This is a genomic window from Enterobacter cloacae complex sp. 370H10 (assembly GCF_050031535.1).
In the GTDB taxonomy this organism is placed as follows: Bacteria; Pseudomonadota; Gammaproteobacteria; order Enterobacterales; family Enterobacteriaceae; genus Enterobacter; species Enterobacter intestinihominis.
The window spans coordinates 1882775-1906528 of sequence record NZ_JBLGWG010000001.1; the positions used below are offsets into that span (position 1 = coordinate 1882775).

At 55.1% G+C, this 23754-nt stretch carries 22 protein-coding genes; 17 read left to right on the forward strand and 5 right to left on the reverse strand.

The window, feature by feature from the left end:
• Positions 1 to 35: 35 nt before the first annotated feature.
• The 8 genes from acpP (at position 36) to ptsG (ending at position 7729) form a co-directional block, all read left to right on the forward strand.
• Entirely contained in the window at positions 36 to 272 is a 237-nt protein-coding gene (acpP, locus tag ACQG2Q_RS09220; protein ID WP_003857954.1) for an acyl carrier protein, read from the forward strand.
• 91 nt (positions 273 to 363) lie between these two features.
• Positions 364 to 1605, forward strand: a complete 1242-nt coding sequence (fabF, locus tag ACQG2Q_RS09225; protein ID WP_022647740.1) for a beta-ketoacyl-ACP synthase II — start codon at positions 364 to 366, stop codon at positions 1603 to 1605.
• 120 nt (positions 1606 to 1725) lie between these two features.
• Entirely contained in the window at positions 1726 to 2535 is an 810-nt protein-coding gene (gene pabC / locus ACQG2Q_RS09230) for an aminodeoxychorismate lyase (RefSeq protein ID WP_023299796.1), read from the forward strand.
• 2 nt (positions 2536 to 2537) lie between these two features.
• The gene (gene yceG / locus ACQG2Q_RS09235) at positions 2538 to 3560 is read left to right on the forward strand and encodes a cell division protein YceG (RefSeq protein WP_063841146.1); all 1023 of its coding nucleotides are present in this window, start codon (positions 2538 to 2540) and stop codon (positions 3558 to 3560) included.
• Complete coding sequence (tmk, locus tag ACQG2Q_RS09240) at positions 3550 to 4191, forward strand: dTMP kinase (protein WP_063849330.1); 642 nt, start codon at positions 3550 to 3552, stop codon at positions 4189 to 4191. The genes yceG and tmk overlap by 11 nt, the downstream gene beginning before the upstream one ends.
• Positions 4188 to 5192, forward strand: coding sequence for a DNA polymerase III subunit delta' (gene holB / locus ACQG2Q_RS09245; RefSeq protein ID WP_022647744.1), 1005 nt, complete (start codon positions 4188 to 4190; stop codon positions 5190 to 5192). The genes tmk and holB overlap by 4 nt, the downstream gene beginning before the upstream one ends.
• Positions 5193 to 5202: 10 nt before the next feature.
• Positions 5203 to 5997, forward strand: a complete 795-nt coding sequence (locus ACQG2Q_RS09250; RefSeq protein ID WP_023299800.1) for a metal-dependent hydrolase — start codon at positions 5203 to 5205, stop codon at positions 5995 to 5997.
• A 298-nt stretch (positions 5998 to 6295) separates the two neighbouring features.
• Positions 6296 to 7729, forward strand: coding sequence for a PTS glucose transporter subunit IIBC (ptsG, locus tag ACQG2Q_RS09255; protein ID WP_006809245.1), 1434 nt, complete (start codon positions 6296 to 6298; stop codon positions 7727 to 7729).
• A gap of 139 nt (positions 7730 to 7868) precedes the next feature.
• Here the strand turns inward: ptsG and fhuE are convergent, their stop codons facing one another.
• Positions 7869 to 10058 (reverse strand): ferric-rhodotorulic acid/ferric-coprogen receptor FhuE, encoded by a 2190-nt coding sequence (fhuE, locus tag ACQG2Q_RS09260; protein WP_096216805.1) that lies wholly within the window; start codon positions 10056 to 10058, stop codon positions 7869 to 7871.
• Between the two features lie 353 nt (positions 10059 to 10411).
• Between fhuE and hinT the strand changes: the two genes are divergently transcribed.
• From hinT to ACQG2Q_RS09300, 8 genes are all read left to right on the forward strand, one after another.
• Positions 10412 to 10771: a purine nucleoside phosphoramidase gene (hinT, locus tag ACQG2Q_RS09265; RefSeq protein WP_006809243.1), complete on the forward strand. Its 360-nt coding sequence runs from the start codon at positions 10412 to 10414 to the stop codon at positions 10769 to 10771.
• Position 10772: 1 nt separating this feature from the next.
• Entirely contained in the window at positions 10773 to 11147 is a 375-nt protein-coding gene (locus ACQG2Q_RS09270; protein ID WP_022647747.1) for a YcfL family protein, read from the forward strand.
• Positions 11148 to 11160: 13 nt separating this feature from the next.
• Positions 11161 to 11805 (forward strand): penicillin-binding protein activator LpoB, encoded by a 645-nt coding sequence (gene lpoB, locus ACQG2Q_RS09275; RefSeq protein WP_085929697.1) that lies wholly within the window; start codon positions 11161 to 11163, stop codon positions 11803 to 11805.
• On the forward strand, positions 11786 to 12610 hold the full coding sequence (gene thiK / locus ACQG2Q_RS09280; protein ID WP_023305871.1) for a thiamine kinase: 825 nt from the start codon (positions 11786 to 11788) through the stop codon (positions 12608 to 12610). Before lpoB ends, thiK begins: the two co-directional genes overlap by 20 nt.
• Positions 12611 to 12621: 11 nt before the next feature.
• Positions 12622 to 13647, forward strand: a complete 1026-nt coding sequence (gene nagZ / locus ACQG2Q_RS09285) for a beta-N-acetylhexosaminidase (protein WP_022647749.1) — start codon at positions 12622 to 12624, stop codon at positions 13645 to 13647.
• A gap of 31 nt (positions 13648 to 13678) precedes the next feature.
• On the forward strand, positions 13679 to 14221 hold the full coding sequence (gene ycfP, locus ACQG2Q_RS09290) for an alpha/beta hydrolase YcfP (RefSeq protein ID WP_022647750.1): 543 nt from the start codon (positions 13679 to 13681) through the stop codon (positions 14219 to 14221).
• Positions 14222 to 14457: 236 nt separating this feature from the next.
• Entirely contained in the window at positions 14458 to 15762 is a 1305-nt protein-coding gene (locus ACQG2Q_RS09295; protein ID WP_017693633.1) for an NAD(P)/FAD-dependent oxidoreductase, read from the forward strand.
• Positions 15763 to 15956: 194 nt separating this feature from the next.
• Positions 15957 to 16496 carry a glycine zipper 2TM domain-containing protein gene (locus tag ACQG2Q_RS09300; protein ID WP_426759126.1) on the forward strand — a complete coding sequence of 180 codons (540 nt, stop codon included), beginning with the start codon at positions 15957 to 15959 and terminating at the stop codon, positions 16494 to 16496.
• Positions 16497 to 16557: 61 nt separating this feature from the next.
• On the opposite strand, the gene ACQG2Q_RS09305 is transcribed toward ACQG2Q_RS09300, so the two are convergent.
• Positions 16558 to 17193, reverse strand: coding sequence for a TetR/AcrR family transcriptional regulator (locus ACQG2Q_RS09305; RefSeq protein ID WP_023305873.1), 636 nt, complete (start codon positions 17191 to 17193; stop codon positions 16558 to 16560).
• 245 nt (positions 17194 to 17438) lie between these two features.
• Between ACQG2Q_RS09305 and bhsA the strand changes: the two genes are divergently transcribed.
• The gene (gene bhsA, locus ACQG2Q_RS09310; protein WP_006809234.1) at positions 17439 to 17696 is read left to right on the forward strand and encodes a multiple stress resistance protein BhsA; all 258 of its coding nucleotides are present in this window, start codon (positions 17439 to 17441) and stop codon (positions 17694 to 17696) included.
• Between the two features lie 77 nt (positions 17697 to 17773).
• Here the strand turns inward: bhsA and ldtC are convergent, their stop codons facing one another.
• The 3 genes from ldtC to ACQG2Q_RS09325 all read right to left on the reverse strand — a co-directional run bounded on the left by ldtC (position 17774) and on the right by ACQG2Q_RS09325 (position 23549).
• Positions 17774 to 18739, reverse strand: coding sequence for a L,D-transpeptidase LdtC (gene ldtC / locus ACQG2Q_RS09315; RefSeq protein ID WP_023299804.1), 966 nt, complete (start codon positions 18737 to 18739; stop codon positions 17774 to 17776).
• A 144-nt stretch (positions 18740 to 18883) separates the two neighbouring features.
• Positions 18884 to 22330 (reverse strand): transcription-repair coupling factor, encoded by a 3447-nt coding sequence (gene mfd / locus ACQG2Q_RS09320; protein ID WP_096216803.1) that lies wholly within the window; start codon positions 22328 to 22330, stop codon positions 18884 to 18886.
• A gap of 145 nt (positions 22331 to 22475) precedes the next feature.
• Positions 22476 to 23549 (reverse strand): acyltransferase family protein, encoded by a 1074-nt coding sequence (locus ACQG2Q_RS09325; protein ID WP_046618340.1) that lies wholly within the window; start codon positions 23547 to 23549, stop codon positions 22476 to 22478.
• Positions 23550 to 23754: the final 205 nt, after the last annotated feature.

Genomic DNA, 23754 nt, shown 5'->3' on the forward strand with positions numbered 1-23754 from the left:
TCGCGAAAGCGAGTTTTGATAGGAAATTTAAGAGTATGAGCACTATCGAAGAACGCGTTAAGAAAATTATCGGCGAACAGCTGGGCGTTAAGCAGGAAGAAGTTGTGAACTCCGCTTCCTTTGTTGAAGACCTGGGCGCAGATTCTCTTGACACCGTTGAGCTGGTAATGGCTCTGGAAGAAGAGTTTGATACTGAGATTCCGGACGAAGAAGCTGAGAAAATCACCACCGTTCAGGCTGCCATTGATTACATCAACGGTCACCAGGCGTAAGTGAACATCTCCAGGCGGTCATTCGACCGCCTGAGTTTTATCTTTTGTAGTCCCACGAATCTCTTTTTTTATCCCTCCCTGGAGGACAAACGTGTCTAAGCGTCGTGTAGTTGTGACCGGACTTGGCATGTTGTCTCCTGTCGGCAATACCGTAGAGTCCACCTGGAAAGCTCTCCTTGCCGGTCAGAGCGGCATCAGCCTAATCGACCATTTCGATACTAGCGCCTATGCAACGAAATTTGCTGGCTTAGTAAAGGATTTTAACTGTGAAGAGATCATCTCGCGCAAAGAACAGCGCAAGATGGATGCCTTCATTCAATATGGAATTGTCGCTGGCGTTCAGGCCATGCAGGATTCTGGCCTTGAGATTACGGAAGAGAACGCTACCCGTATCGGCGCTGCTATCGGCTCCGGGATTGGCGGTCTTGGCCTGATCGAGGAAAACCATACATCTCTGGTGAATGGCGGCCCGCGTAAAATCAGCCCGTTCTTCGTTCCGTCTACGATTGTAAACATGGTGGCAGGTCACCTGACCATTATGTTCGGCCTGCGTGGCCCAAGCATCTCAATCGCGACAGCCTGTACGTCTGGCGTGCATAACATCGGCCAGGCCGCGCGTATCATCGCGTACGGCGATGCAGATGCTATGGTTGCGGGCGGTGCTGAAAAAGCCAGTACCCCGCTGGGCGTCGGTGGCTTCGGTGCAGCGCGTGCGCTCTCTACCCGAAACGATAATCCTCAGGCGGCGAGCCGTCCGTGGGATAAAGACCGTGATGGTTTCGTGCTGGGTGACGGTGCAGGCATGATCGTACTGGAAGAGTACGAACACGCGAAAAAACGTGGCGCGAAAATTTATGCTGAAGTTGTTGGCTTTGGCATGAGCAGCGATGCTTACCACATGACGTCTCCTCCAGAGAACGGCGCAGGTGCTGCGCTGGCGATGGAAAACGCCATCCGTGATGCGGGCATTACGCCGGCACAGATTGGCTACGTTAACGCGCACGGGACATCTACCCCTGCGGGCGATAAAGCAGAAGCGCAGGCGGTTAAGTCTATCTTCGGCGAATCTGCCAGCCGTGTACTGGTGAGCTCCACGAAATCCATGACCGGTCACCTCCTGGGTGCGGCGGGTGCAGTAGAATCAATCTACTCTATTCTCGCGCTGCGCGATCAGGCTGTACCGCCAACCATCAACCTGGATAATCCAGATGAAGGTTGCGATCTGGACTTCGTTCCCCACGAAGCGCGCCAGGTTAGCGGTATGGAGTACACCCTGTGTAACTCCTTCGGCTTCGGTGGGACTAACGGTTCTCTGATCTTCAAAAAGGTCTGAGTCTGGTTAGTCGCTGACAATAATAAAGGTCCGCTTGCCGGGCCTTTTTTATTAGGTGATATCCCCTTGTCCGGCTAACCACATCCTGCCAGACTGAGCCTCCATGCATAAGGAGCCACTATGTTTTTAATTAATGGCCTTGAGCAAGAAATGCTGCCGGCAAGCGACAGGGCGACCCAGTTTGGCGATGGCTGTTTCACGACCGCGCGTATTCTCGACGGTGGCGTGTGCCTGCTCGGGGCCCATATCCTTCGTTTACAAAAAGCCTGTGAAGCATTACTTATCCCCTTTTCGCAGTGGGACATTCTTGAAAGTGAAATGCGTCGGCTGGCGTCAGAGAAAGCAAGCGGCGTCCTGAAAGTCATTATCAGCCGCGGCAGCGGTGGTCGGGGCTATAGCGGTTCTGCCTGCCAGCATCCTGCGCGGATCCTTTCCGTTTCAGATTATCCTTCCCATTACGCGCACTGGCGTGAAGAGGGCGTAGTCCTGGCGCTTAGCCCGGTACGTTTGGGGCGAAACCCGATGCTCGCTGGCATAAAACATCTTAACCGTCTTGAACAGGTGCTTATTCGTACTCATCTTGAGCAGACGGAGGCCGGGGAGGCGCTGGTTCTTGACAGCGAAGGGTACATTACGGAATGCTGTGCGGCTAATTTACTCTGGCGGAAGGGCAGTGACGTATTCACGCCTTCGCTGGAGCAGGCCGGAGTCAACGGCATTATGCGGCAGTTTTGTTTGCAACAGCTGGCACGCGCAGGCTTTCGCGTTGTCGAAGTTAACGCTAAGGAAGAGGCGCTGCTGGCTGCCGAAGAAGTTGTTATCTGCAATGCGCTGATGCCCGTTGTCCCCGTTCGCGCTTATGACCGCAAGTGCTGGTCATCCCGCGAGCTGTTCCAGTTTCTGGCCCCGTTATGTGAGCAAACCAGGTAGTCATGAAGAAAATGTTACGCTTTGTCCTCCTTCTTATCGTTGCGTTCGGAATCGCTGGCGGAGCGGGAGTGTGGAAAGTCCGTCAGCTGGCTGAAAGTCAGATCCTGATTAAAGACGAGACGATTTTTACCCTGAAAGCGGGGACCGGGCGGCAGGCGCTTGGTCAGCAGCTGTATGACGACAAAATTATCAATCGCCCACGCGTATTCCAGTGGCTGCTGCGTATTGAGCCGGACCTGTCCCACTTCAAGGCCGGTACCTATCGTTTCACCCCTGGCATGACCGTGCGCGAGATGCTGAAACTGCTGGAGAGTGGTAAAGAAGCCCAGTTTCCATTGCGTTTTGTGGAAGGTATGCGTCTGAGCGATTATCTCAGGCAACTGCGTGACGCGCCGTACATCAAGCATACGCTGAAAGATGACCGCTACCAGACCGTGGCAGACGCCTTAAAATTCGAACATCCCGAGTGGGTGGAAGGCTGGTTCTGGCCCGATACGTGGATGTATACGGCAGGCACGACGGATGTGGCAATTCTGAAGCGCGCGCACAACAAAATGGTCGCGGCGGTAGACGCTGCGTGGAAAGGGCGAGCAGAGGGGCTGCCTTATAAAGATCAAAACCAGTTCATGACGATGGCCTCGATCATCGAGAAAGAGACGGCCGTTGCTGCCGAACGTGACCAGGTTGCCTCGGTGTTTATTAACCGTCTGCGCATCGGCATGCGTTTGCAAACCGATCCTACCGTCATCTACGGGATGGGCGAAAACTACAACGGCAGGATTTCCAGAAAAGATCTGGAAACGCCAACGGCGTATAATACCTACGTGATTAGCGGCCTGCCGCCTGGACCGATTGCGACGCCGAGTGAAGCATCATTGAAGGCCGCCGCGCACCCGGCCAAAACGCCGTATCTCTATTTTGTGGCTGACGGAAAAGGGGGGCATACGTTCAATACCAACCTGGCCAGCCACAATCGCTCCGTTCAGGACTATCTGAAGGCACTTAAGGAAAAAAATGCGCAGTAAATACATTGTCATTGAGGGACTCGAAGGGGCGGGCAAAACCACCGCCCGTAACGTGGTGGTGGATACGCTGAAATCGCTTGGCGTCGCCGACATGGTCTTCACCCGCGAGCCGGGCGGTACGCAGCTGGCGGAAAAACTGCGCAGCCTGGTTCTGGATATCAAATCCGTTGGCGATGAAGTTATTACCGACAAAGCGGAAGTGTTGATGTTCTATGCGGCGCGCGTTCAGCTGGTGGAGACGGTGATCAAACCCGCTCTGGCAGAAGGCAAATGGGTGATTGGCGATCGCCACGATCTCTCAACCCAGGCGTATCAGGGCGGTGGACGGGGTATCGATCAGGCCATGCTGGCTACGCTTCGCGACGCGGTTCTGGGCGATTTCCGTCCTGACCTGACGCTGTATCTGGACGTGACCCCTGAGGTGGGCCTTAAGCGCGCCCGTGCCCGCGGTGAACTGGACCGCATCGAACAGGAGTCTTTTGATTTCTTTAACCGCACCCGTGCGCGTTATCTGGAACTGACCGGGCAGGACAAGACCATTCGTACCATCGATGCGACGCAATCCCTTGAAGACGTTACATGTGATATTCAGCAGACCGTTACGCAGTGGCTACAGGAGCAGCAGGCATGAAATGGTATCCATGGTTGCGCCCACACTTTGAACAGCTGATCGGCAGCTATCAGGTTGGTCGGGGGCATCATGCGTTACTGATCCAGGCGCTGCCGGGAATGGGTGATGATGCGTTGATTTACGCCATAACCCGCTTTCTGATGTGCCAACAGCCGGAAGGACATAAAAGCTGCGGTAAGTGCCGGGGTTGCCAGCTCATGCAGGCGGGCACGCATCCTGACTATTACACCCTCGAACCTGAGAAGGGCAAAAATACGCTCGGTATCGACGCGGTGCGTGAGGTCAGTGAGAAACTGTACGAATATGCGCGTCTGGGGGGGGCGAAAGTGGTGTGGCTGAAAGACGCCGCGCTGCTCACGGAAGCCGCAGCCAACGCGCTGTTAAAAACCCTGGAAGAGCCGCCAGAAAACACCTGGTTTTTCCTCTCCTGCCGCGAGCCGGAACGCTTGCTGGCGACGCTGCGCAGTCGCTGCCGTCTTCACCACCTTGCTGTCCCTCAGGAATCCTGGGCACTCGCCTGGCTTGAGCGGGAAGTGACGGTGTCACAAGACGCGGCGCTCTCAGCGTTGCGCCTGTGCAGCGGTGCGCCTGCGGCTGCGCTGGCCTTATTACAGCCCGAAGTGTGGTCCCAGCGTGAAACGCTGTGTCGTGCGGTTGAATCAGCCCTCGACAGCCATGACTGGCTGAGCGTGCTGCCAGCGCTGAACAGCGATCAGGCTCCGGAACGGCTGCACTGGCTGGCCGCGCTGCTGCTGGATGCGCTCAAAATCCAGCAGGGGGCTACGCTTCTGACTAACCCTGACGTGTGGGCGCTGGTCACCACGCTGGCGAATCGCCTGTCAGGGCAGTCGCTGCACGCTATCCTTCATGATATCTGCCAGAGTCGTGAACAACTTTTGACGGTAACCGGTCTCAATCGCGAGCTTTTACTGACTGACCAGTTACTGCGTATCGAACACTACCTGCAACCGGGCGTCATACCGCCGGTTTCCCACCTCTGAGAGAGACATTATGTTTTTAGTCGACTCACACTGCCATCTCGATGGCCTGGATTATCAATCCCTGCATAAAAATGTGGACGACGTGCTGGCGAAAGCCGCCGCGCGCGATGTGAAATTTTGCCTGGCCGTGGCAACCACGTTGCCGGGTTACCGCTCCATGCGTGAACTGGTAGGCGAGCGCGATAATGTCGTCTTCTCCTGCGGCGTGCATCCGCTGAATCAGGATGAAGCGTACGACGTTGAGGATTTACGCCGTCTTGCCGCAGAAGAGGGCGTAGTGGCGATGGGCGAGACCGGCCTGGACTATTTCTACACTCCGGAAACGAAACCTCGCCAGCAGGAATCCTTCCGTAACCACATCCGCATTGGCCGGGAACTGAATAAGCCGGTTATCGTTCACACCCGAGATGCGCGCGCCGACACGCTGGGTATCCTGCGGGAAGAAAAGGTGACGGATTGCGGTGGCGTACTACACTGTTTCACAGAAGACAGAGAAACGGCGGGTAAGCTGCTTGATTTGGGCTTTTATATCTCGTTCTCGGGAATTGTCACGTTCCGTAATGCTGAGCAACTGCGTGATGCGGCGCGCTATGTTCCGCTGGATCGTATTCTGGTGGAAACCGATTCCCCGTACCTGGCGCCGGTGCCTCATCGTGGCAAAGAGAACCAGCCAGCGATGACCCGGGATGTCGCTGAGTATATGGCCGTTCTGAAAGGTGTCAGTATTGAAGAACTGGCTCGCGTGACAACGGAAAACTTCGCCAGTCTGTTCCATATTGACCCCGCCCGCCTGCAATCTGTCTGATACACCTGTTATTTTTAGGCTCGTAATTAATAAGTAAAGCGAGTAAAGTTCACCGCCTCATTCGGGGCGGTGATGGCGTTTTTAGACACATCCAGACATGCTTTATGTAAATATCTGCAAGTTTTTTGGCCGTCTTGAACTGAAACGTGATAGCCGTCAAACAAACTCAGAGGGAATTATTTTACTCTGTGTAATAAATAAAGGGCGCTTAGATGTCCTGTCCACGGCGCGGTACTCCCCCCGGGCCAATGCGTGAAAACGTAAAAAAAAGCACAAATACTCAGGAGCACTCTCAATTATGTTTAAGAATGCATTTGCTAACCTGCAAAAGGTCGGTAAATCGCTGATGCTGCCAGTATCCGTACTGCCTATCGCAGGTATCCTGCTGGGTGTCGGTTCTGCAAACTTCAGCTGGCTGCCAGCCGTAGTTTCCCACGTGATGGCCGAAGCAGGCGGTTCTGTTTTTGCTAACATGCCGCTGATCTTCGCTATCGGTGTTGCTCTGGGCTTCACCAATAACGACGGTGTTTCCGCTCTGGCGTCCGTTGTTGCTTACGGCATCATGGTGAAAACCATGGCTGTGGTTGCGCCGCTGGTACTGCATTTACCTGCTGAAGAGATTGCCGCTAAGCACCTGGCGGACACCGGTGTTCTCGGTGGTATCATCTCCGGTGCGATTGCAGCGTATATGTTTAACCGCTTCTATCGCATCAAGCTGCCTGAGTATCTGGGCTTCTTCGCGGGTAAACGTTTTGTGCCGATCATTTCTGGTCTGGCCGCGATTTTCACCGGTGTGGTCCTGTCCTTCATCTGGCCACCAATCGGTACGGCAATCCAGACCTTCTCTCAGTGGGCAGCTTACCAGAACCCGGTTGTGGCGTTCGGTATCTACGGCTTCATTGAGCGCTGCCTGGTACCATTTGGTCTGCACCACATCTGGAACGTCCCATTCCAGATGCAGATTGGTGAATACACCAACGCAGCAGGTCAGGTGTTCCACGGCGACATCCCACGCTACATGGCGGGCGACCCAACGGCAGGTAAACTGTCTGGTGGCTTCCTGTTCAAAATGTACGGTCTGCCGGCCGCTGCAATTGCTATCTGGCACTCTGCTAAACCAGAGAACCGTGCAAAAGTGGGCGGTATCATGATCTCCGCAGCGCTGACCTCGTTCCTGACCGGTATCACCGAGCCGATCGAGTTCTCCTTCATGTTCGTTGCGCCGATCCTGTACATCATCCACGCGGTACTGGCAGGTCTGGCATTCCCAATCTGTATCCTGCTGGGTATGCGTGACGGTACGTCCTTCTCTCACGGCCTGATCGATTTCATCGTTCTGTCCGGTAACAGCAGCAAGCTGTGGCTGTTCCCTATCGTGGGTGCGGGCTACGCAGTGGTGTACTACACCGTCTTCCGCGTGCTGATCAAAGCACTGGACCTGAAAACGCCGGGTCGTGAAGATGCAACGGAAGACAGCAAAGCCGGTGTGACCAGCGAAATGGCACCTGCTCTGGTTGCTGCTTTCGGCGGTAAAGAGAACATCACTAACCTGGACGCGTGTATCACTCGTCTGCGTGTGAGCGTTGCCGACGTTGCGAAAGTCGACCAGCCGGGTCTGAAAAAACTGGGCGCAGCAGGCGTCGTTGTTGCAGGTTCTGGTGTTCAGGCAATCTTCGGAACGAAATCCGATAACCTGAAAACCGAAATGGATGAGTACATCCGCAACAACTAAGCTGTGATCTGGGGAGACTAAGGCAGCCGAATGGATGCCTTTTTTATTGGTGCGGTTTGTGACGCGGGGTGGCGGGTATACATTACCCGTCCATGATGATGGGTAGGCCCGGTAAGCGCAGCGCCACCGGGCTTAATACTCAGAAATCGTAGCTCGCGCTCACCGAAACGTTCAGTGGCGCGCCATACACTACATACGATCCGACGTAGTCGTAATACTCTTTGTCGAACAGGTTGTTGACGTTAGCCTGAACAGCAAAGTCTTTGGTGACCTGATAGCGGCTGAACAGGTTCACCAGCCCATAGCTGCCTTGCTCCGCGCGGGAACGTCCTGCCGGACCGCCTTCCACGTCCGTCCACACTTTGTTCTGCCAGTTTACGCCACCGCCCACGGTCAGTTCCGGCAGCATTGGCAGTTGATAACGAGTGAACAACTTCATGGTTGTGCGCGGCTGATCGGAGCTGACAGCGTTGCCATTCTTATCTTCTGCAATGTAACGCGTCGCGCCAAAGGTCAGCTGCCAGTTATCGGTCAGTGCACCGTTGAGCTCAAACTCGGCCCCTTTGCTGACCACCCCGTCCAGCGATTCATAAATCGACTCACCGCTCGGCATGTAGGTATACGTGTTGCTGGCCACGTTATCCTGCTCAATGCGGAAAATCGCCAGCGAGGTGGTGAGGCGGGTATTAAACCAGTCTGCCTTCACCCCGGCTTCGTAGCTTTTACCCGTGGTAGGGTCGAGATAACGTCCACTGGCATTGCGCTTATCCTGCGGCTGGAAGATAGAGGTATAGCTGACGTAGGTCGACCAGTCCTCATTGATGTCATACACCAGGCCGGCATACGGCGTGACATCATCTTTGGTGCTTTCCAGACGTGTATTCGGCGAACCAGCGGGGTTATAGCGAATGTTGTATTGGGTGTAACGCGCCCCCAGGATCAGGTGCAACGGATCGGCGAGTGAGAAACGCGCAGAGGAATAGGCTGAAGACTGGCGAATATCATCCTTGCTGTAGAGTTTCCACGGCGTCCACTGCGGATCGGCAATGTTCCCGTTCCAGTTCTTAAAGTTGCCGACATCAACCATGCCGTATACTGCATCCGGCATGGTGTTGTCGTAATGGTTACGCTGACGGCTAAAGCTGCCGCCGAACATCATCTCGTGCTGACGGCCAAAGAGATCGAAACCGCCGCGCAGGAAGGCATCGACCGCATCCTGTTTGCGTTCCCCGCGGTTCCAGCCGCCGTAACCCACCAGGCCCGCGCCGGTCTCTTTATCCGGATAACCGGACATATACATCAGCTTAGAGTCAAAGTTGGTTTCAGCATGCATGCCGTTGATGTGCGCTTCCCAGCCATTATCGAAACGCTGGGTCAGGTTAGCGAAGATGCGGGTGCTGTCTTTATCTGAATAGGCCCAGTCAGGCGCGACGGTCTGGCTGCGATTGTAGTTGGTCTTACTTCCGTCGCTGTACCAGGTCGGCAGCCCGCCCCAGGTTGGGTCGGCGGTATGGCTTTCCTGATACTCATACCCTACAGAGAGGGTCGTGCTGTCGGTAACATCTGCATCCATCACGCCGTAGAGGAATTTCTTCCGGTAGTGGTAGTTATCCACGAAGCTGTCGTTGTCCTGATAACCCGTGATCAGACGACCCCGTACCTTACCTGATTCCACCAGCGGCGCCTGGAGATCCAGCACGTAACGCTGCTTGTCCCAGCTGCCATAGCTGGCGGAGACGTTGCCTTTAAATTCCTGGCTGTCCGCATGCTTGCGCACCATATTAACGTACGCCGCCGGGTTGCCCGTCCCGGACATCAGGCCTGTGGCGCCGCGGACCACTTCAATGCGGTCATAAATTGCGGTATCGGCGGCCGTATCACCAAAGTTCCACACTTCACTGATGGACGTTGGAAGGTCGTCATAGGCGTAGTTGCTGACGAAAAATCCGCGTGAGTAAAATACGGTACGATCGCTGTCCTGCACCTGCGCCGTAATGCCCGTGGTGTTCGTCAGCACCTGGCCGATGGATTGCAGATTCTGGTCAGCGATACGTTGCTGGCTGATAACGCTGACGGACTGTGGGATGTCGCGGGGAACCAGCAACAGTTTGGTGCCGGTGGTGGTGGTTTTTACGCTGTAATCCTGATCCTGGCTGGCAGAAAGATCCTGTGTGTTATCAAAACCCCCATCAACGACGACGGTATCTTCGGCTGTTGAAGCAGCGAAAGCGGTGGTTGGCGTCAATGCCATAGCAATGCAGGCGGCCAGCAACGAAGGTGTTGCGGCAGGCTGACGTTGCCCATCCCTGGTGTGATTAATGAAAGACATCATCAAACCCTTAGTGAATGGTGAAGGTAGTGCGCGACAGTCCCGCTAGCACGGGCTGACGTCGTTTTCTATGTTAAAAATGCGCATGAAAATGCAAATGCGAAATATACGCATTGTGATTAACGCTGTAAACAGATGTTTCGGGATGAACTGAAATCAGGTTTCAGAAAAGAAATGTCCTAAAGCGATGCCTCTTCAGCCAGATGGGCGATAATCAGGAAAGAAATCACGGGAGGAGGTTGAAAGGACAGGAGAAACTCGCTCATACTCTTGTGTTGTGTCACACAGTAAAACAGACAATGTGTGTTAACAACGGACGCACGACGCCAGATTAAACTTAAAAGGAAAAGGTCATGGCTGAAGAAACGATTTTCAGTAAAATTATCCGCCGCGAAATTCCGTCGGATATTGTCTATCAGGATGAACTGGTCACGGCTTTCCGCGACATTTCTCCCCAGGCGCCGACGCACATCCTTATTATTCCCAATATTCTGATTCCGACCGTCAATGACGTTAAAACCGAGCATGAAGTGGCGCTGGGCCGTATGCTTACGGTGGCCGCGAAAATTGCTGAGCAGGAAGGGATTGCTGAAGATGGATACCGTTTGATCATGAACTGTAATCGCCATGGCGGCCAGGAAGTCTATCATATTCATATGCATCTTCTGGGTGGACGTCCACTGGGACCGATGCTGGCACATAAAGGTCTTTAATATGTTAACTGGGCGTATTGCAGCGCTGATCGTGACGCTGGTAATGGTTGGGTGCAGCGCGCGTCCCGCCATCCCGGTCAGTGAAGAACAGACGCTGGTGATGGAGTCCTCAGTGCTTGCTGCGGGCATCACGGCGGAAAATCCTTCGTTGACCATAAGCGAAATCCAGTCTTCTGCCTCCTCTACGCTCTATAACGAAAGGCAAGAGCCAGTGACGGTGCATTATCGCTTCTACTGGTATGACGTGAGAGGTCTTGAGATGCACCCGCTTGAGGCGCCGCGTAGCGTGACGGTCCCGGCAAGATCGTCGGTCACGCTCTACGGCAGCGCCAGCTATCTGGGTGCACATAAGGTGAGACTTTATCTTTATTTGTAAGGAGTGAACCTTGATTAAAACAATGAGCCGTTATGCGCTCCTGAGTGCGTTCGCACTCTTTCTGGCAGGCTGTGTGACGCGAACGGAAGAACCTGCACCGGTGGATCAGGCGAAGCCGGGAACGGAACAGCCAACAACACCTGCGCAACCTGTTCCAACCGTGCCGTCTGTACCGACTATTCCTGCGCAGCCTGGCCCGATCGAACATCCGGACGATACCGCGCAGCCTGCGCCGCGAGTGCGGCACTATGACTGGAACGGCGCGATGCAGCCGATGGTGGGCAAAATGTTGCAGGCACAGGGCGTTACGCCTGGCAGTGTGCTGCTGGTGGACAGCGTGAACAACCGTACAAACGGTTCCCTGAATGCGGGAGAAGCGACGGAAACCCTGCGCAACGCGCTGGCAAACAACGGTAAATTTACGCTGGTCTCAGCCCAGCAGCTCGCGGTCGCTAAGCAACAGCTTGGTCTGTCGCCTCAGGACAGCCTGGGTTCGCGCAGTAAAGCGATTGGTATCGCCCGCAACGTTGGCGCGCAGTATGTCCTTTATTCTAACGCGACAGGCAACGTGAACACGCCGTCGTTGCAGATGCAGTTAATGCTGGTTCAAACCGGCGAAATTATCTGGTCAGGTAAAGGTGCCGTTACGCAACAATAAGCGCACGCGTCATGATGTCCTGACGCGTTATTTCCCCCAGTACCGTGTTATCGCGCCGCAAGCCCCCGTCGGGCTTGGCGGCGCGAGTTGCATTATTGAGCGTGGCGACCATCGGCTGGTTTTACGTCAGCATCACGATGCCGCCGCGCCTGCCGCCCATTTTCGTCGCCAGTTCCGCGCCCTGAAGCGCCTTCCCGCCGACCTTGCCCCGAAACCTCATCTCTTTATCAGGGACTGGATGGCGGTGGCGTTTATTGCGGGTGAGATCAAAAGCGAGCTTCCCGATACGCCCACGCTGGCAGCCATGCTGTATCATCTGCATCGACAGCCGCGTCTGGGCTGGCAGGTGACGTTACTTCCATTACTGGATAGCTATTGGCAGCAGGCTGCGCCTGGACGACGCACGCCCTTCTGGCTGGCGCAGCTTAAGCGGCTGCGTAAAGCGGGAGAGCCGAAGGCGTTACGTCTGGCGCCGCTGCATATGGATGTCCATGCGGGGAATATCGTTCATACCACGGCGGGCGAGAAACTTATCGACTGGGAATATGCCGGGGACGGTGACGTGGCGCTTGAACTCGCTGCGGTCTGGATGCCTGATGAGGCTTCGCGCGTGCAGCTGATAACCGCCTATGCCCGAAACGCCAACATAAATGTACTCACCCTTGCGCGGCAGGTCGCGCGCTGGCGTCCGTGGGTGCTGATGCTGATGGCGGGATGGTTTGAAATGCGCCTTCAGCAGACAGATGACGAACAATTTATTGCGCTGGCAAATGATGCCTGGCGTCAGTTACAAACGAAAGGATAAGAGAGGTTGGTGTGGGTCCAGTAATGTTGGATGTTGAAGGGTTTGAGCTTGATGCGGAAGAGCGCGAAATTCTGGCGCACCCGCTGGTAGGGGGGCTGATTCTTTTCACCCGCAATTATCACGATCCGGCGCAGTTGCGCGAGCTGGTTCGCCAGATCCGCGCGGCGTCACGCAATCGCCTGGTGGTGGCCGTCGACCAGGAAGGTGGACGCGTGCAGCGTTTCCGCGAAGGGTTTACGCGTTTACCCGCCGCACAATCTTTTGCTGCGCTTCTGGGTGCTGAAGAGGGCGGTCAACTGGCGCAGGACGCAGGCTGGCTGATGGCCAGCGAGATGATCGCCATGGATATCGATATCAGCTTCGCCCCGGTGCTGGACGTAGGACACATTAGTGCGGCAATAGGTGAGCGTTCGTATCATGACGATCCACGTATCGCGCTGGCAATGGCGACGCGCTTCATTGACGGTATGCACGATGCGGGCATGAAAACCACCGGCAAGCATTTCCCGGGCCACGGGGCGGTGACGGCGGATTCCCATAAAGAAACCCCGCGCGATCCGCGCCCGGAAGCAGACATTCGCGCTAAAGATATGTCTGTTTTCCGCTCGCTGATTACCGATAACAAGCTGGACGCTATTATGCCTGCGCACGTCATCTACAGTGACGTTGATCCGCGTCCGGCCAGCGGCTCTCCGCACTGGCTTAAAACCGTGCTGCGTCAGGAGTTGGGCTTCAATGGCGTTATTTTCTCTGACGATTTATCCATGGAAGGGGCGGCGATCATGGGAAGCTATGCCGAACGTGGGCAGGCTTCGCTGGATGCGGGTTGCGATATGATCCTCGTCTGCAATAATCGTAAAGGGGCGGTGAGCGTGCTGGATAACCTGTCGCCGATCAATGCTGAACGTGTTACACAATTGTATCATAAAGGTTCATTTAGTCGTCAGGAGCTGATGGACTCGGCGCGCTGGAAAACGGTAAACGCCCGGCTTGAAGCCCTGAACGAGCGCTGGCAGGCACATAAAGCAGCCCTTTAATTCATCCCGGAAGGCGTAGCGTGGTGAGACGATGATCATTTATTTACACGGTTTTGACTCAAACAGTCCTGGTAATCATGAGAAAGTGCTGCAATTGCAGTTTATCGATCCGGATGTCCGGCTGATCAGTTACAGCACGCGTCATCCGAAACATGACATGCAGCATCTGCTTAAAGAAGTGGACAAAATGTTGCAGCTCAATATCGACGATCGTCCGCTGATCTGCGGCGTGGGGTTGGGGGGATACTGGGCAGAGCGCATCGGTTTTTTGTGCGATATCCGTCAGGTCATTTTTAATCCTAACCTGTTTCCAAACGAAAACATGGAAGGCAAGATTGACCGTCCGGAAGAGTACGCCGATATCGCAACAAAATGCGTGAGCAATTTCCGCGAAAAGAACCGCGACCGGTGTCTGGCGATCCTCTCCCGCAACGATGAAGCGCTGGACAGCTCCCGCGCTGCCGAACTTCTGCATCATTACTACGAAATTGTCTGGGACGAAGAGCAGACCCACAAGTTCAAAAATATTTCCCCGCACTTGCAGCGTATTAAGGCCTTTAAAACGCTAGGCTGAACTCCCTGAACATGACAAAGGCCCGGTACGTGAAAGCGTGCCGGGCCTCTTTTTTGTCAGAGTTGTCTACTTTTAAACCATCAAAACTTGATACATATCAATTTTGGTATGACCAATGCGCCTGACGTGCTATTCTCAATGAATCTGAATGGTTTCATCGCAGTAACCTGTTGTTAATTAAGGGTTATTTATATAACTTTTAATTAACAATTGGTTAATAATTTGAGGGGGTCACGTTGACTACGCCATTGAAAAAGATAGTGATTGTCGGCGGTGGTGCTGGCGGACTGGAGCTGGCGACGCAGCTGGGTAAGAAACTGGGTCGCGGTAAGAAAGCCAAAATCACGCTGGTGGATCGTAACCACAGTCATCTGTGGAAGCCGTTACTGCACGAAGTGGCGACCGGGTCGCTGGATGAGGGCGTGGATGCGCTCAGCTATCTGGCGCATGCGCGTAACCACCACTTCCAGTTCCAGCTGGGTTCGGTGGTGGACATCAACCGTGAAAATAAAACCATCACGCTGGCTGAGCTGCGTGATGATAAAGGCGAGCTGCTGGTTCCTGAGCGCAAGCTGGCCTATGACACGCTGGTGATGGCCCTGGGCAGTACGTCCAATGATTTCAACACCCCAGGCGTAAAAGAGCACTGTATCTTCCTGGATAACCCGCATCAGGCGCGTCGTTTCCATCAGGAGATGCTTAACCTGTTCCTGAAGTACACCAACAACATGGGTGCTAACGGCAAGGTTAACATTGCTATCGTGGGCGGCGGCGCAACGGGCGTTGAATTATCGGCGGAGTTGCACAATGCGGTCAAACAGCTGCACAGCTATGGCTACAAAGGGCTGACTAATGAAGCGCTGAATGTGACGCTGGTGGAAGCAGGTGAACGTATTCTGCCTGCGCTGCCGCCGCGTATTTCCGGAGCGGCGCACAACGAGCTGACCAAACTGGGCGTGCGCGTGCTGACCCAGACCATGGTGACCAGCGCGGATGAGGGCGGACTGCATACCAAAGACGGCGAATACATCCAGGCCGACCTGATGGTCTGGGCTGCGGGGATCAAAGCGCCTGATTTCATGAAAGATATCGGTGGGCTGGAGACAAACCGCATTAACCAGCTGGTGACAGAGCCGACGCTGCAAACCACGCGCGATCCGGACATCTTCGCTATCGGCGACTGTGCCTCCTGCGCGCGTCCGGAAGGCGGGTTTGTGCCTCCTCGCGCCCAGGCCGCGCACCAGATGGCAAGCCTCGTGCTGCATAACATCCTGGCGCAGATGAAAGGCAAACCAATGAAAGCCTATGTCTACAAAGACCACGGCTCTCTGGTGTCGCTCTCAAACTTTTCCACCGTGGGCAGCCTGATGGGCAACCTGATGCGCGGCTCCATGATGGTGGAAGGGCGCATCGCCCGCTTCGTGTACATTTCTCTGTACCGTATGCACCAGATTGCGCTGCACGGCTACTTCAAAACCGGCCTGATGATGCTGGTCGGCCGCATCAACCGCGTTATCCGCCCACGCCTGAAGCTGCACTAACTTCTCCCTCCCTCCGGGCTCTCCGGAGGGAATTCTTAGCACATCATGCTGTGCATTTCGCTCCTGACGCTTAAGAGTTCTCTTAAACAGACACTATCCCAGCTCATCCCGCGGTTTTTTGATCCTTTATCTTATTGGCGAAGCGTTTATTGCGCTGCAAAATTGCTACCAATTGCAACAAAGGAGGAAGTCCCGTGAATAAATCAATGTTGGCGGGTATAGGGATTGGCGTCGCAGCTGCGTTAGGTGTGGCTGCCGTTGCCAGTCTGAACGTACTTGATCGTGGCCCGCAGTATGCGCAGGTGGTTTCCGCTACACCGATCAAAGAGACGGTCAAGACGCCTCGTCAGGAGTGCCGTAATGTTTCTGTCACCCATCGTCGTCCGGTTCAGGATGAAAACCGTATCGCTGGCTCCGTGCTGGGCGCGGTTGCTGGTGGGGTGATTGGTCATCAGTTTGGTGGTGGCCGTGGTAAGGATGTCGCGACGGTAGTTGGTGCGCTGGGTGGCGGTTATGCCGGTAACCAGGTGCAGGGCGCGATGCAGGAAAATGATACCTACACCACAACGCAGCAGCGCTGTAAAACCGTGTATGACAAGTCTGAAAAAATGTTGGGCTACGACGTAATCTACAAAATTGGCGATCAGCAGGGCAAAATCCGCATGGATAAAGATCCTGGTACGCAGATCCCTCTCGACAGTAATGGTCAGCTGATACTGAATAACAAAGTGTAAAAAAGATGTTCTCTGAACTTAGCTCCTCATGCGCTCAGGCTGAGGAGCTTTTTTTTTTGCGTCAGAGTTTAAGAAGTTCAGGCCACAGGCGCAGCGTTATTTGCGTAATCCCCTGCAGTTTTTCCAGCGTCGCGCCTTCACGGGCGCTGATGGACATCCCCTGTAGAATACAGCTCAGATACTGGGCCAGCTCCTGCGGACGGCAATGCGCCGGAATTTCACCGCGCTGCTGGCGTTGAGCCAGAAACGTGCTGAGCGTCTCCTCCTGCATCGCATGGCGCGATTTGACCGTGTTGGCAATCTCTTTCGACGATGCCGCGAGGGTCGCGGAGGTGTTGATCATAAAACAGCCCGCGGGCGTGTCTTTACTGGTAAAGCAGGTTGCGACTGCGCAGAAATAATCCTGCAATGCCTGCTCAACCGTTTTTTCTTCACAGAATAGCTGGGCTTCGTGTTTTGCCGCGAAGCGCGAGATGTATCTGTCCAGAACGGCCCGGAATAAGCCTTCTTTGTTGGTGAACTCTGCGTACAGGGTAGGGGCTTTCGCGCCCGTTGCTTCCACCAGGTCGGAGAGCGACGTGGCTTCATACCCATGCTGCCAGAAGAGCGTCATGGCCTTATCGAGCGCCGCATCCCTGTCGAACACTTTTGGTCGGCCACGGCTTTTCTTTGCGCAACGCGTGACATCGGTTGTCATGTGCCGTTGGTCCTCTGTTGTTTTGTTGAATAGTCATTATAAAAATAAACGTCTGCGACGACCAGCGGTGATTTCTTAAAAATAATTTAATTTTATCTTTATGAAATATAAGGAAAATGAAATTAATTTAACGACCATTATAAAAATGGGTTGACGTGTGACCTGGATCACATCTATCATTTACCTATCGATCGTTAACTAAATAACTAACGACCACTACATCATCTGCCCAAAGGTATAAAATCATGAAAAACGTTAAAACCCTCATCGCTGCCGCCGTTCTGAGTTCACTCTCTTTCGCAAGCTTCGCTGCTGTTGAAGTGCAATCCACTCCAGCAGACCAGCAGAAAGTCGGTACCATCTCTGCCACTGCCGGGACTAACCTCGGCTCTCTGGAAGATCAGCTGGCACAAAAAGCTGACGAAATGGGTGCGAAATCATTCCGCATCACCTCTGTGACCGGTCCTAACACCCTGCACGGTACCGCAGTTATCTACAAATAAGCGTAACGCAACCCTCCGTTATGCCACTGCAAAAAAAAACGCCCTGCTAATGCAGGGCGTTTGTCGTTATTACCGTTCTACATTGACTGCTGAGCAACCTCATGATGCCGCGTGACATCGGTTGGCATCCCGGAGCGCGCTTCCATCGCCCGCTCCATCACTGCGCCATCGGTGTTTGCATTCGTTTTAAAGCTCACCATCGAGGCATTCAGATTAATCGGCAGCGTCTGCGGATCGTCATTAATGTTTTTCGATAGCGGCTGGTGGATCTCAACCAGACGGACGCCACCCGGCTCTTCAGACACTTTAATCGGCGTATTGATGATATTCACTTTCGTGCCAGGGGCGATCACGCGGTAGAGCGTTTTGATGTCGTCATCGCGCAGGCGAATGCAGCCGGAGCTGACGCGCATCCCGATCCCAAAATCCGCATTCGTTCCGTGCAGAAGATAAACCCCACCGTAGGCCGCCAGGCGAATTGCATGGTGCCCCATCGGATTATCCGGGCCCGCGGGAACCACGGCAGGGAGATCGATACCCTGTGCCTTATAGCGGGCGCGGATGTTTGCCGTCGGAGTCCAGGTTGGATTAGCGCGCTTGTCGGAGACGGTGGTCACCATGGTCGGCGTGAGCGTATCGCCTCCCAGCTGGCCGATGCCGATAGGGTAGACGGTTACTTCATTTTTCCCCGGCGGGTAATAGTAAAGACGCAGCTCGGCGAGGTTTATCACAATCCCCTGACGCGGCGCGTCCGGCAGGATGGTTTGCAGCGGAATCGTCAGTACGCTGCCCGCCCGGGGCACATAGGGATCTACGCCCGGGTTGGCCTGCAACAGCGCCAGGAACCCGACGTTATATTTTTTAGCAATCGCTTCCAGCGAACCGCCATCGTTTTCAACCACGTGAAAGCGGTTTTCACCGACAACGTTGCTGCCGGCGGGCGGAAGAGGCCAGGTATTGGCGCGAGCAGGGAGCGCGACGGCAACCGTCGCGGCCAGCGCAACCACAGTTAACCAGCGGGTAAAACGCGAAGAAATCATCATTATCATAATCCATACAAATGATAAGGTTATTGTTTTATAAGGCGTTAATGATAATTATGGCGAATGTATGGTCGGGAAGATCGGGCGAAGTGCAAAGAGTTTGTAAATTGTCCCCCACCAGCCGGGCGCTGGCGGGGGAAACCGTTATGCGATGGCGTTCTCTTCCAACTGACGCATAAAGTTACGCACCCAGTCCATGCGGATTTTACGTTCCGTCAGATCCTGAGTAAATTTCAGACGCGTCGGGCCATCAAGACGGAAATGCTGCGGCTGTTTTTGCAGAAGGCCAATCAGCCACATCGGATCGACGTGGTTCTTCTCGGCAAACTCAATTACGCCGCCTTTCTCGTTGCCTTCAAGCTTGCGAATGCCCAGCTTCTGCGCCTGCTGACGCAGGCGGGCAATATCCAGCAGGTTGCGCGCCGCATCGGGCAATATCCCAAAACGGTCAATCAGTTCGACTTTAATCTCTTCCAGCTCGCCTTCGCGTTTCGCGCTGGCAATGCGTTTGTAGAACGACAGACGGGTATTCACGTCAGGAATAAAATCATCCGGCAACAGGGAAGGCATGCGCAGTTCCACTTCGGTCTGCTGGCTGGTGAGATCTTCCAGAGACGGTTCACGTCCGGCTTTAAGCGCGTCGACGGCATTTTCCAGCAGCTCCATATACAGAGAAAAACCGATGGTTTCCATGGAGCCGCTCTGGTCTTCACCCAACAACTCACCGGCGCCGCGGATCTCCAGGTCGTGCGTCGCCAGCGCAAAGCCAGCACCCAGATCTTCCAGCGAGGCGATAGCTTCCAGACGCTTTTGCGCGTCGGTGGTCATCGCCTTCGGATGCGGCGTCAGCAGCCACGCGTAGGCCTGATGGTGCGAACGCCCGACGCGCCCGCGCAGCTGATGCAGCTGGGCCAGGCCGAAGTGATCCGCGCGTTCGATGATGATGGTGTTCGCCGTCGGAATGTCGATCCCGGTCTCAATGATGGTGGTACATACCAGCACGTTGAAACGCTGATGGTGGAAGTCGTTCATCACCCGCTCCAGCTCGCGCTCGCGCATCTGGCCGTGACCAATGGCGATGCGCGCTTCCGGCACCAGCTCTGCCAGCCTGTCGGCGGCTTTCTGAATGTTTTCAACGTCGTTATACAGGTAATATACCTGGCCGCCGCGCAGCACTTCACGCAGGATCGCCTCGCGAACCACCAGATTGTCGTACTCGCGAACAAAGGTTTTCACCGCCAGACGGCGCGCCGGCGGGGTGGCAATAATCGACAGATCGCGCATGCCGCTCATCGCCATATTCAGGGTGCGCGGGATCGGCGTGGCGGTCAGGGTCAGAATGTCGACGTCGGCGCGCATCGCTTTGATGCGCTCTTTGTGGCGCACCCCAAAGCGGTGCTCTTCATCGACGATCAGCAGCCCCAGATCTTTCCACTTCACGTCGCTTTGCAGCAGCTTGTGGGTGCCGATCAGAATGTCAATTTTGCCTTCGCTTGCCTGTTCCAGGATTTGCGTCTGCTCTTTGGCGCTGCGGAAACGCGACAGCATCTCAATGCGTACCGGCCAGTTGGCGAAGCGATCGCGGAAGTTGTCGAAGTGCTGCTGGGCGAGGAGGGTAGTCGGCACCAGCACCGCCACCTGCTTGTTGTTTTCCACCGCCAGGAAAGCGGCACGCATTGCTACCTCGGTTTTACCGAAGCCCACGTCGCCGCAGACTAAGCGATCCATTGCCAGCGGCTGGCACATGTCGCTCAGCACGGCATTTATGGCCTGAGCCTGATCCGGCGTAGTTTCAAACGGGAAGCTGTCGCAGAACAGCTGGTACTGCTCTTTATCATGCTTAAACGCATAACCCTCTTTGGCCGCACGCTGGGCGTAAATGTCCAGCAGCTCGGCGGCCACGTCGCGCACTTTTTCCGCCGCCTTCTGCCGCGCGCGTGACCAGGCGTCGCCGCCCAGCTTATGCAGCGGCGCGTTATCTTCCGCGCCACCGGCGTAGCGGCTGATAAGGTGCAGGGACGACACTGGCACGTACAGTTTGGCGTCGTTCGCGTAGGTCAGCATCAGGTATTCACCTTTGATGCCGCCTGCTTCGAGGGTGGTCATTCCCTGATAGCGACCCACACCGTGTTCCAGGTGAACGATCGGCTGACCGGGGTGCAGTTCGGCCAGGTTGCGGATCAGGGTGTCCGGGTTGATGGTGCGACGGCTGTCCTGACGACGGCGCGCCACGCGCTCGCCCAGCAGGTCGCTTTCACAAATCAAGGCCAGGTTATTGAGCGTATCAATAAATCCGTGCTCGGCGGAGCCGATCATCAGGTAACGACCATTTCCGGTCGCTTCGCTCAGGCGATGAATGCGCTTCGGCGCAACTTTGATCCGTCCTAGTAGTTCGCCCAGCGCTTCACGACGACCCTCACTCTCAACGGAGAACACCACTGGCCCGGTGAAGGAATCAAGAAACTTGCGCAGGTTATCGAGCGGGGATTTCTGCTGCGCCTGGACGGCCAGATCGGGCAGCGTCCGGAACGCGAGATTGGTGTTCGCCGCCTTATCGGCAAGCGAATCGGTTTTGAGCTGCATACGCGGCCAGCATTTTAGCTCGGCGTTGAGCTCGTCGGTACGCAGCCACAGCATTTCCGGCGGCAGCAGCGGACGCATCGGGTCAACGCCCCGGTTTTCAAAGCGGGCGCGCGTTTCGCTTTCAAAGCGGCTGGCGCTGGCGTCGATATCCCCGGTGTTAACAATCAGCGTATTGGCCGGGAAGTAGCTGAACAGCGCCGGCAGCGGTTCGTTAAAGAACAGGGGCTGCCAGTACTCGATCCCGGCCGGAAGGGTGCCTTTGCTGACCTGCTGGTAGATATGTTCGGCATCACGTTTCACGTCGAACCTGTCGCGCCACTGGCTGCGGAACAGTTCGATGGCGGTTTTATCCGTCGGGAACTCATGGGCGGGCAGCAGATTAATGGAGTCCACTTCCTCCAGCGTGCGCTGGGTGTCGGCGTCGAACACGCGCAGGCTGTCGATCTCATCATCGAAGAAATCCAGACGATACGGCTGGTCGCTGCCCATTGGATAGAGATCCAGCAGCGCACCGCGCGTCGCGTATTCGCCGTGCTCCATCACCTGATCGACATGACGGTAACCGGCTCCGTCAAGCTGCACGCGCAGGGCATCGCGCGACAGGCGCTGGCCTTTTTTCATCACCAGCGCATGGCCGTGCAAATAGCTGTGCGGACAGACGCGCTGCATCAGGGTATTCACCGGCACAATCAGCACGCCGCGCTGCATGGTGGGGAGCTGATACAGCGTCGACAGGCGTGAGGAGATGATCTCCTGGTGCGGAGAGAAACTGTCGTAGGGAAGCGTTTCCCAGTCGGCCAGGCTGAATACCAGACTGTCGGTGAACTGACGAATTTCGTCGTGCAGGCGCAGGGCGTTTTGCATGTCCGGGGCAACCAGCACCACCGGCCCCGGATGGCGCTCGGCAATTTCCGCCACCAGCGTGGCGCAGGCCGCGCCTGTCAGTTCGCCCAGCTGGCGTTGGTCACCTGCTTTTACAGGCAAGGAAAAACGATAGTGTTCAGGCATGGCTATGTCAGGGTCTCTTGGGGATATACCAACAGTATTGGGGCATATCACTGATACGCAATGTCTTTATTATCCTCGATCGTTATGCATAAGCAAATCGTAACCGCACAAGAGGAAAAGTGCCCCCGGATGGGGGCAGGGTAGGTTAGCGGCTGGCGAGCTGTGGCGTAAGCCGTGCGGGAGGGGAGAAGAAAAGGTCGCCAAAGAGGGCGGTCGAGAGCTTACGTGCGCCCAGTCCAACCAGCGTGCAGACGAGCAGGCTGATGAACGGATAGACCAGAATCAGCGTTAACTCCGCCCAGATCGGCCAGTACGCCGCATTCATTTCGCGAATCAGGAGCAGGCTAAACGCCTCAATTAAAATGCGGTGGGTGGTATAAATCGCGATGGTGTTTGAACCGATAACGTTCAGCAGATTATTGGGATGAACGGCATAACGCTGCTCGAAGCTGTAAAAGAGCTTCATGATGACCACGATCGACAGCAGTGAGAGCGGCAGAGGAACATTAGCAAACCACAGCACTACCGACACCGCGCCAGAGGCGATAAGTACCAGCCAGCTGCGGCGCAAATTCATCCCTTTCATCCACGTCATCAACTGCGCGCCGTACCATGCGCCGAGGCTGTAGTAGATCATGTTGCGCACCACGCTGTTCATTCCCCACCACGGTAAAGGCAGGAAGTTAATGGCGATGCTTGCCAGCGCCAGAAGCCCCAGCATCGGCAGTTTCCAGCGGCTCAGCAGTTTACAGAGCGTGAAGTAGACTACTAAGGCGTACAAGTACCACAGGCTGGTGCTGGCCGTGAGCATTCCCAGTACAAACCCTGAAACGGAATCGGCGTAGGCCGCATTGGATGCTGTCGCCAGTTCACGCTCGGGGGCGAGCCAGGCATTCAGATGGGTCAGCGCCTGCCATTGCAGGACGCCCCACAGGGCCAGCACCCAGACAATGCTCCAGATCCGCTTGTCGAGACTGGTGCGCCAGTTCACCTCGTCAATATATCGACGAATCAAATAGCCGGAGATGAAGAAAAACACCGGCATACGGAACGGTGCGAGGTAAAGATTAAAGTAGACCCAGCATTTGGCGAGCAGGCCCGATAACGGATGCTGTAGCCCGTCCAGGTGAGGATAAAAGGTGATCACCGAGTGGTAAATCACCACCAGGCAGATGCACAGCCCTTTTATCTGGTTAATCCATAATGCTTTTTGTTTCATTGTGCGTGACGACCTTGTTGCCTTAAACGAAAGGTCGATTGTTGTAAAATGAAACCCCGATGTAACGGGTAACAGTCTGTATCAGGACGATTTTCGGAAAAGGTGGAGGCTGTCTGGCGGAAGTTCAGTCAGTAGCATGATGATTTATCTGAATTTTTCGGAAAAATGATTACCGAATCTTACGGTTTCAGTCATTTACGCTTAG

Excerpts from the sequence above, each read along its gene's own strand:
- acpP (WP_003857954.1), top strand. The coding sequence starts at position 36 with ATGAGCACTATCGAAGAACGCGTTAAGAAAATTATCGGCGAACAGCTG.
- pabC (WP_023299796.1), top strand. The coding sequence starts at position 1,726 with ATGTTTTTAATTAATGGCCTTGAGCAAGAAATGCTGCCGGCAAGCGAC.
- yceG (WP_063841146.1), top strand. The coding sequence starts at position 2,538 with ATGAAGAAAATGTTACGCTTTGTCCTCCTTCTTATCGTTGCGTTCGGA.
- tmk (WP_063849330.1), top strand. The coding sequence starts at position 3,550 with ATGCGCAGTAAATACATTGTCATTGAGGGACTCGAAGGGGCGGGCAAA.
- holB (WP_022647744.1), top strand. The coding sequence starts at position 4,188 with ATGAAATGGTATCCATGGTTGCGCCCACACTTTGAACAGCTGATCGGC.
- ACQG2Q_RS09250 (WP_023299800.1), top strand. The coding sequence starts at position 5,203 with ATGTTTTTAGTCGACTCACACTGCCATCTCGATGGCCTGGATTATCAA.
- ptsG (WP_006809245.1), top strand. The coding sequence starts at position 6,296 with ATGTTTAAGAATGCATTTGCTAACCTGCAAAAGGTCGGTAAATCGCTG.
- fhuE (WP_096216805.1), bottom strand. The coding sequence starts at position 10,058 with ATGTCTTTCATTAATCACACCAGGGATGGGCAACGTCAGCCTGCCGCA.
- hinT (WP_006809243.1), top strand. The coding sequence starts at position 10,412 with ATGGCTGAAGAAACGATTTTCAGTAAAATTATCCGCCGCGAAATTCCG.
- ACQG2Q_RS09270 (WP_022647747.1), top strand. The coding sequence starts at position 10,773 with ATGTTAACTGGGCGTATTGCAGCGCTGATCGTGACGCTGGTAATGGTT.
- ycfP (WP_022647750.1), top strand. The coding sequence starts at position 13,679 with ATGATCATTTATTTACACGGTTTTGACTCAAACAGTCCTGGTAATCAT.
- ACQG2Q_RS09305 (WP_023305873.1), bottom strand. The coding sequence starts at position 17,193 with ATGACAACCGATGTCACGCGTTGCGCAAAGAAAAGCCGTGGCCGACCA.
- bhsA (WP_006809234.1), top strand. The coding sequence starts at position 17,439 with ATGAAAAACGTTAAAACCCTCATCGCTGCCGCCGTTCTGAGTTCACTC.
- ldtC (WP_023299804.1), bottom strand. The coding sequence starts at position 18,739 with ATGATGATTTCTTCGCGTTTTACCCGCTGGTTAACTGTGGTTGCGCTG.
- mfd (WP_096216803.1), bottom strand. The coding sequence starts at position 22,330 with ATGCCTGAACACTATCGTTTTTCCTTGCCTGTAAAAGCAGGTGACCAA.
- ACQG2Q_RS09325 (WP_046618340.1), bottom strand. The coding sequence starts at position 23,549 with ATGAAACAAAAAGCATTATGGATTAACCAGATAAAAGGGCTGTGCATC.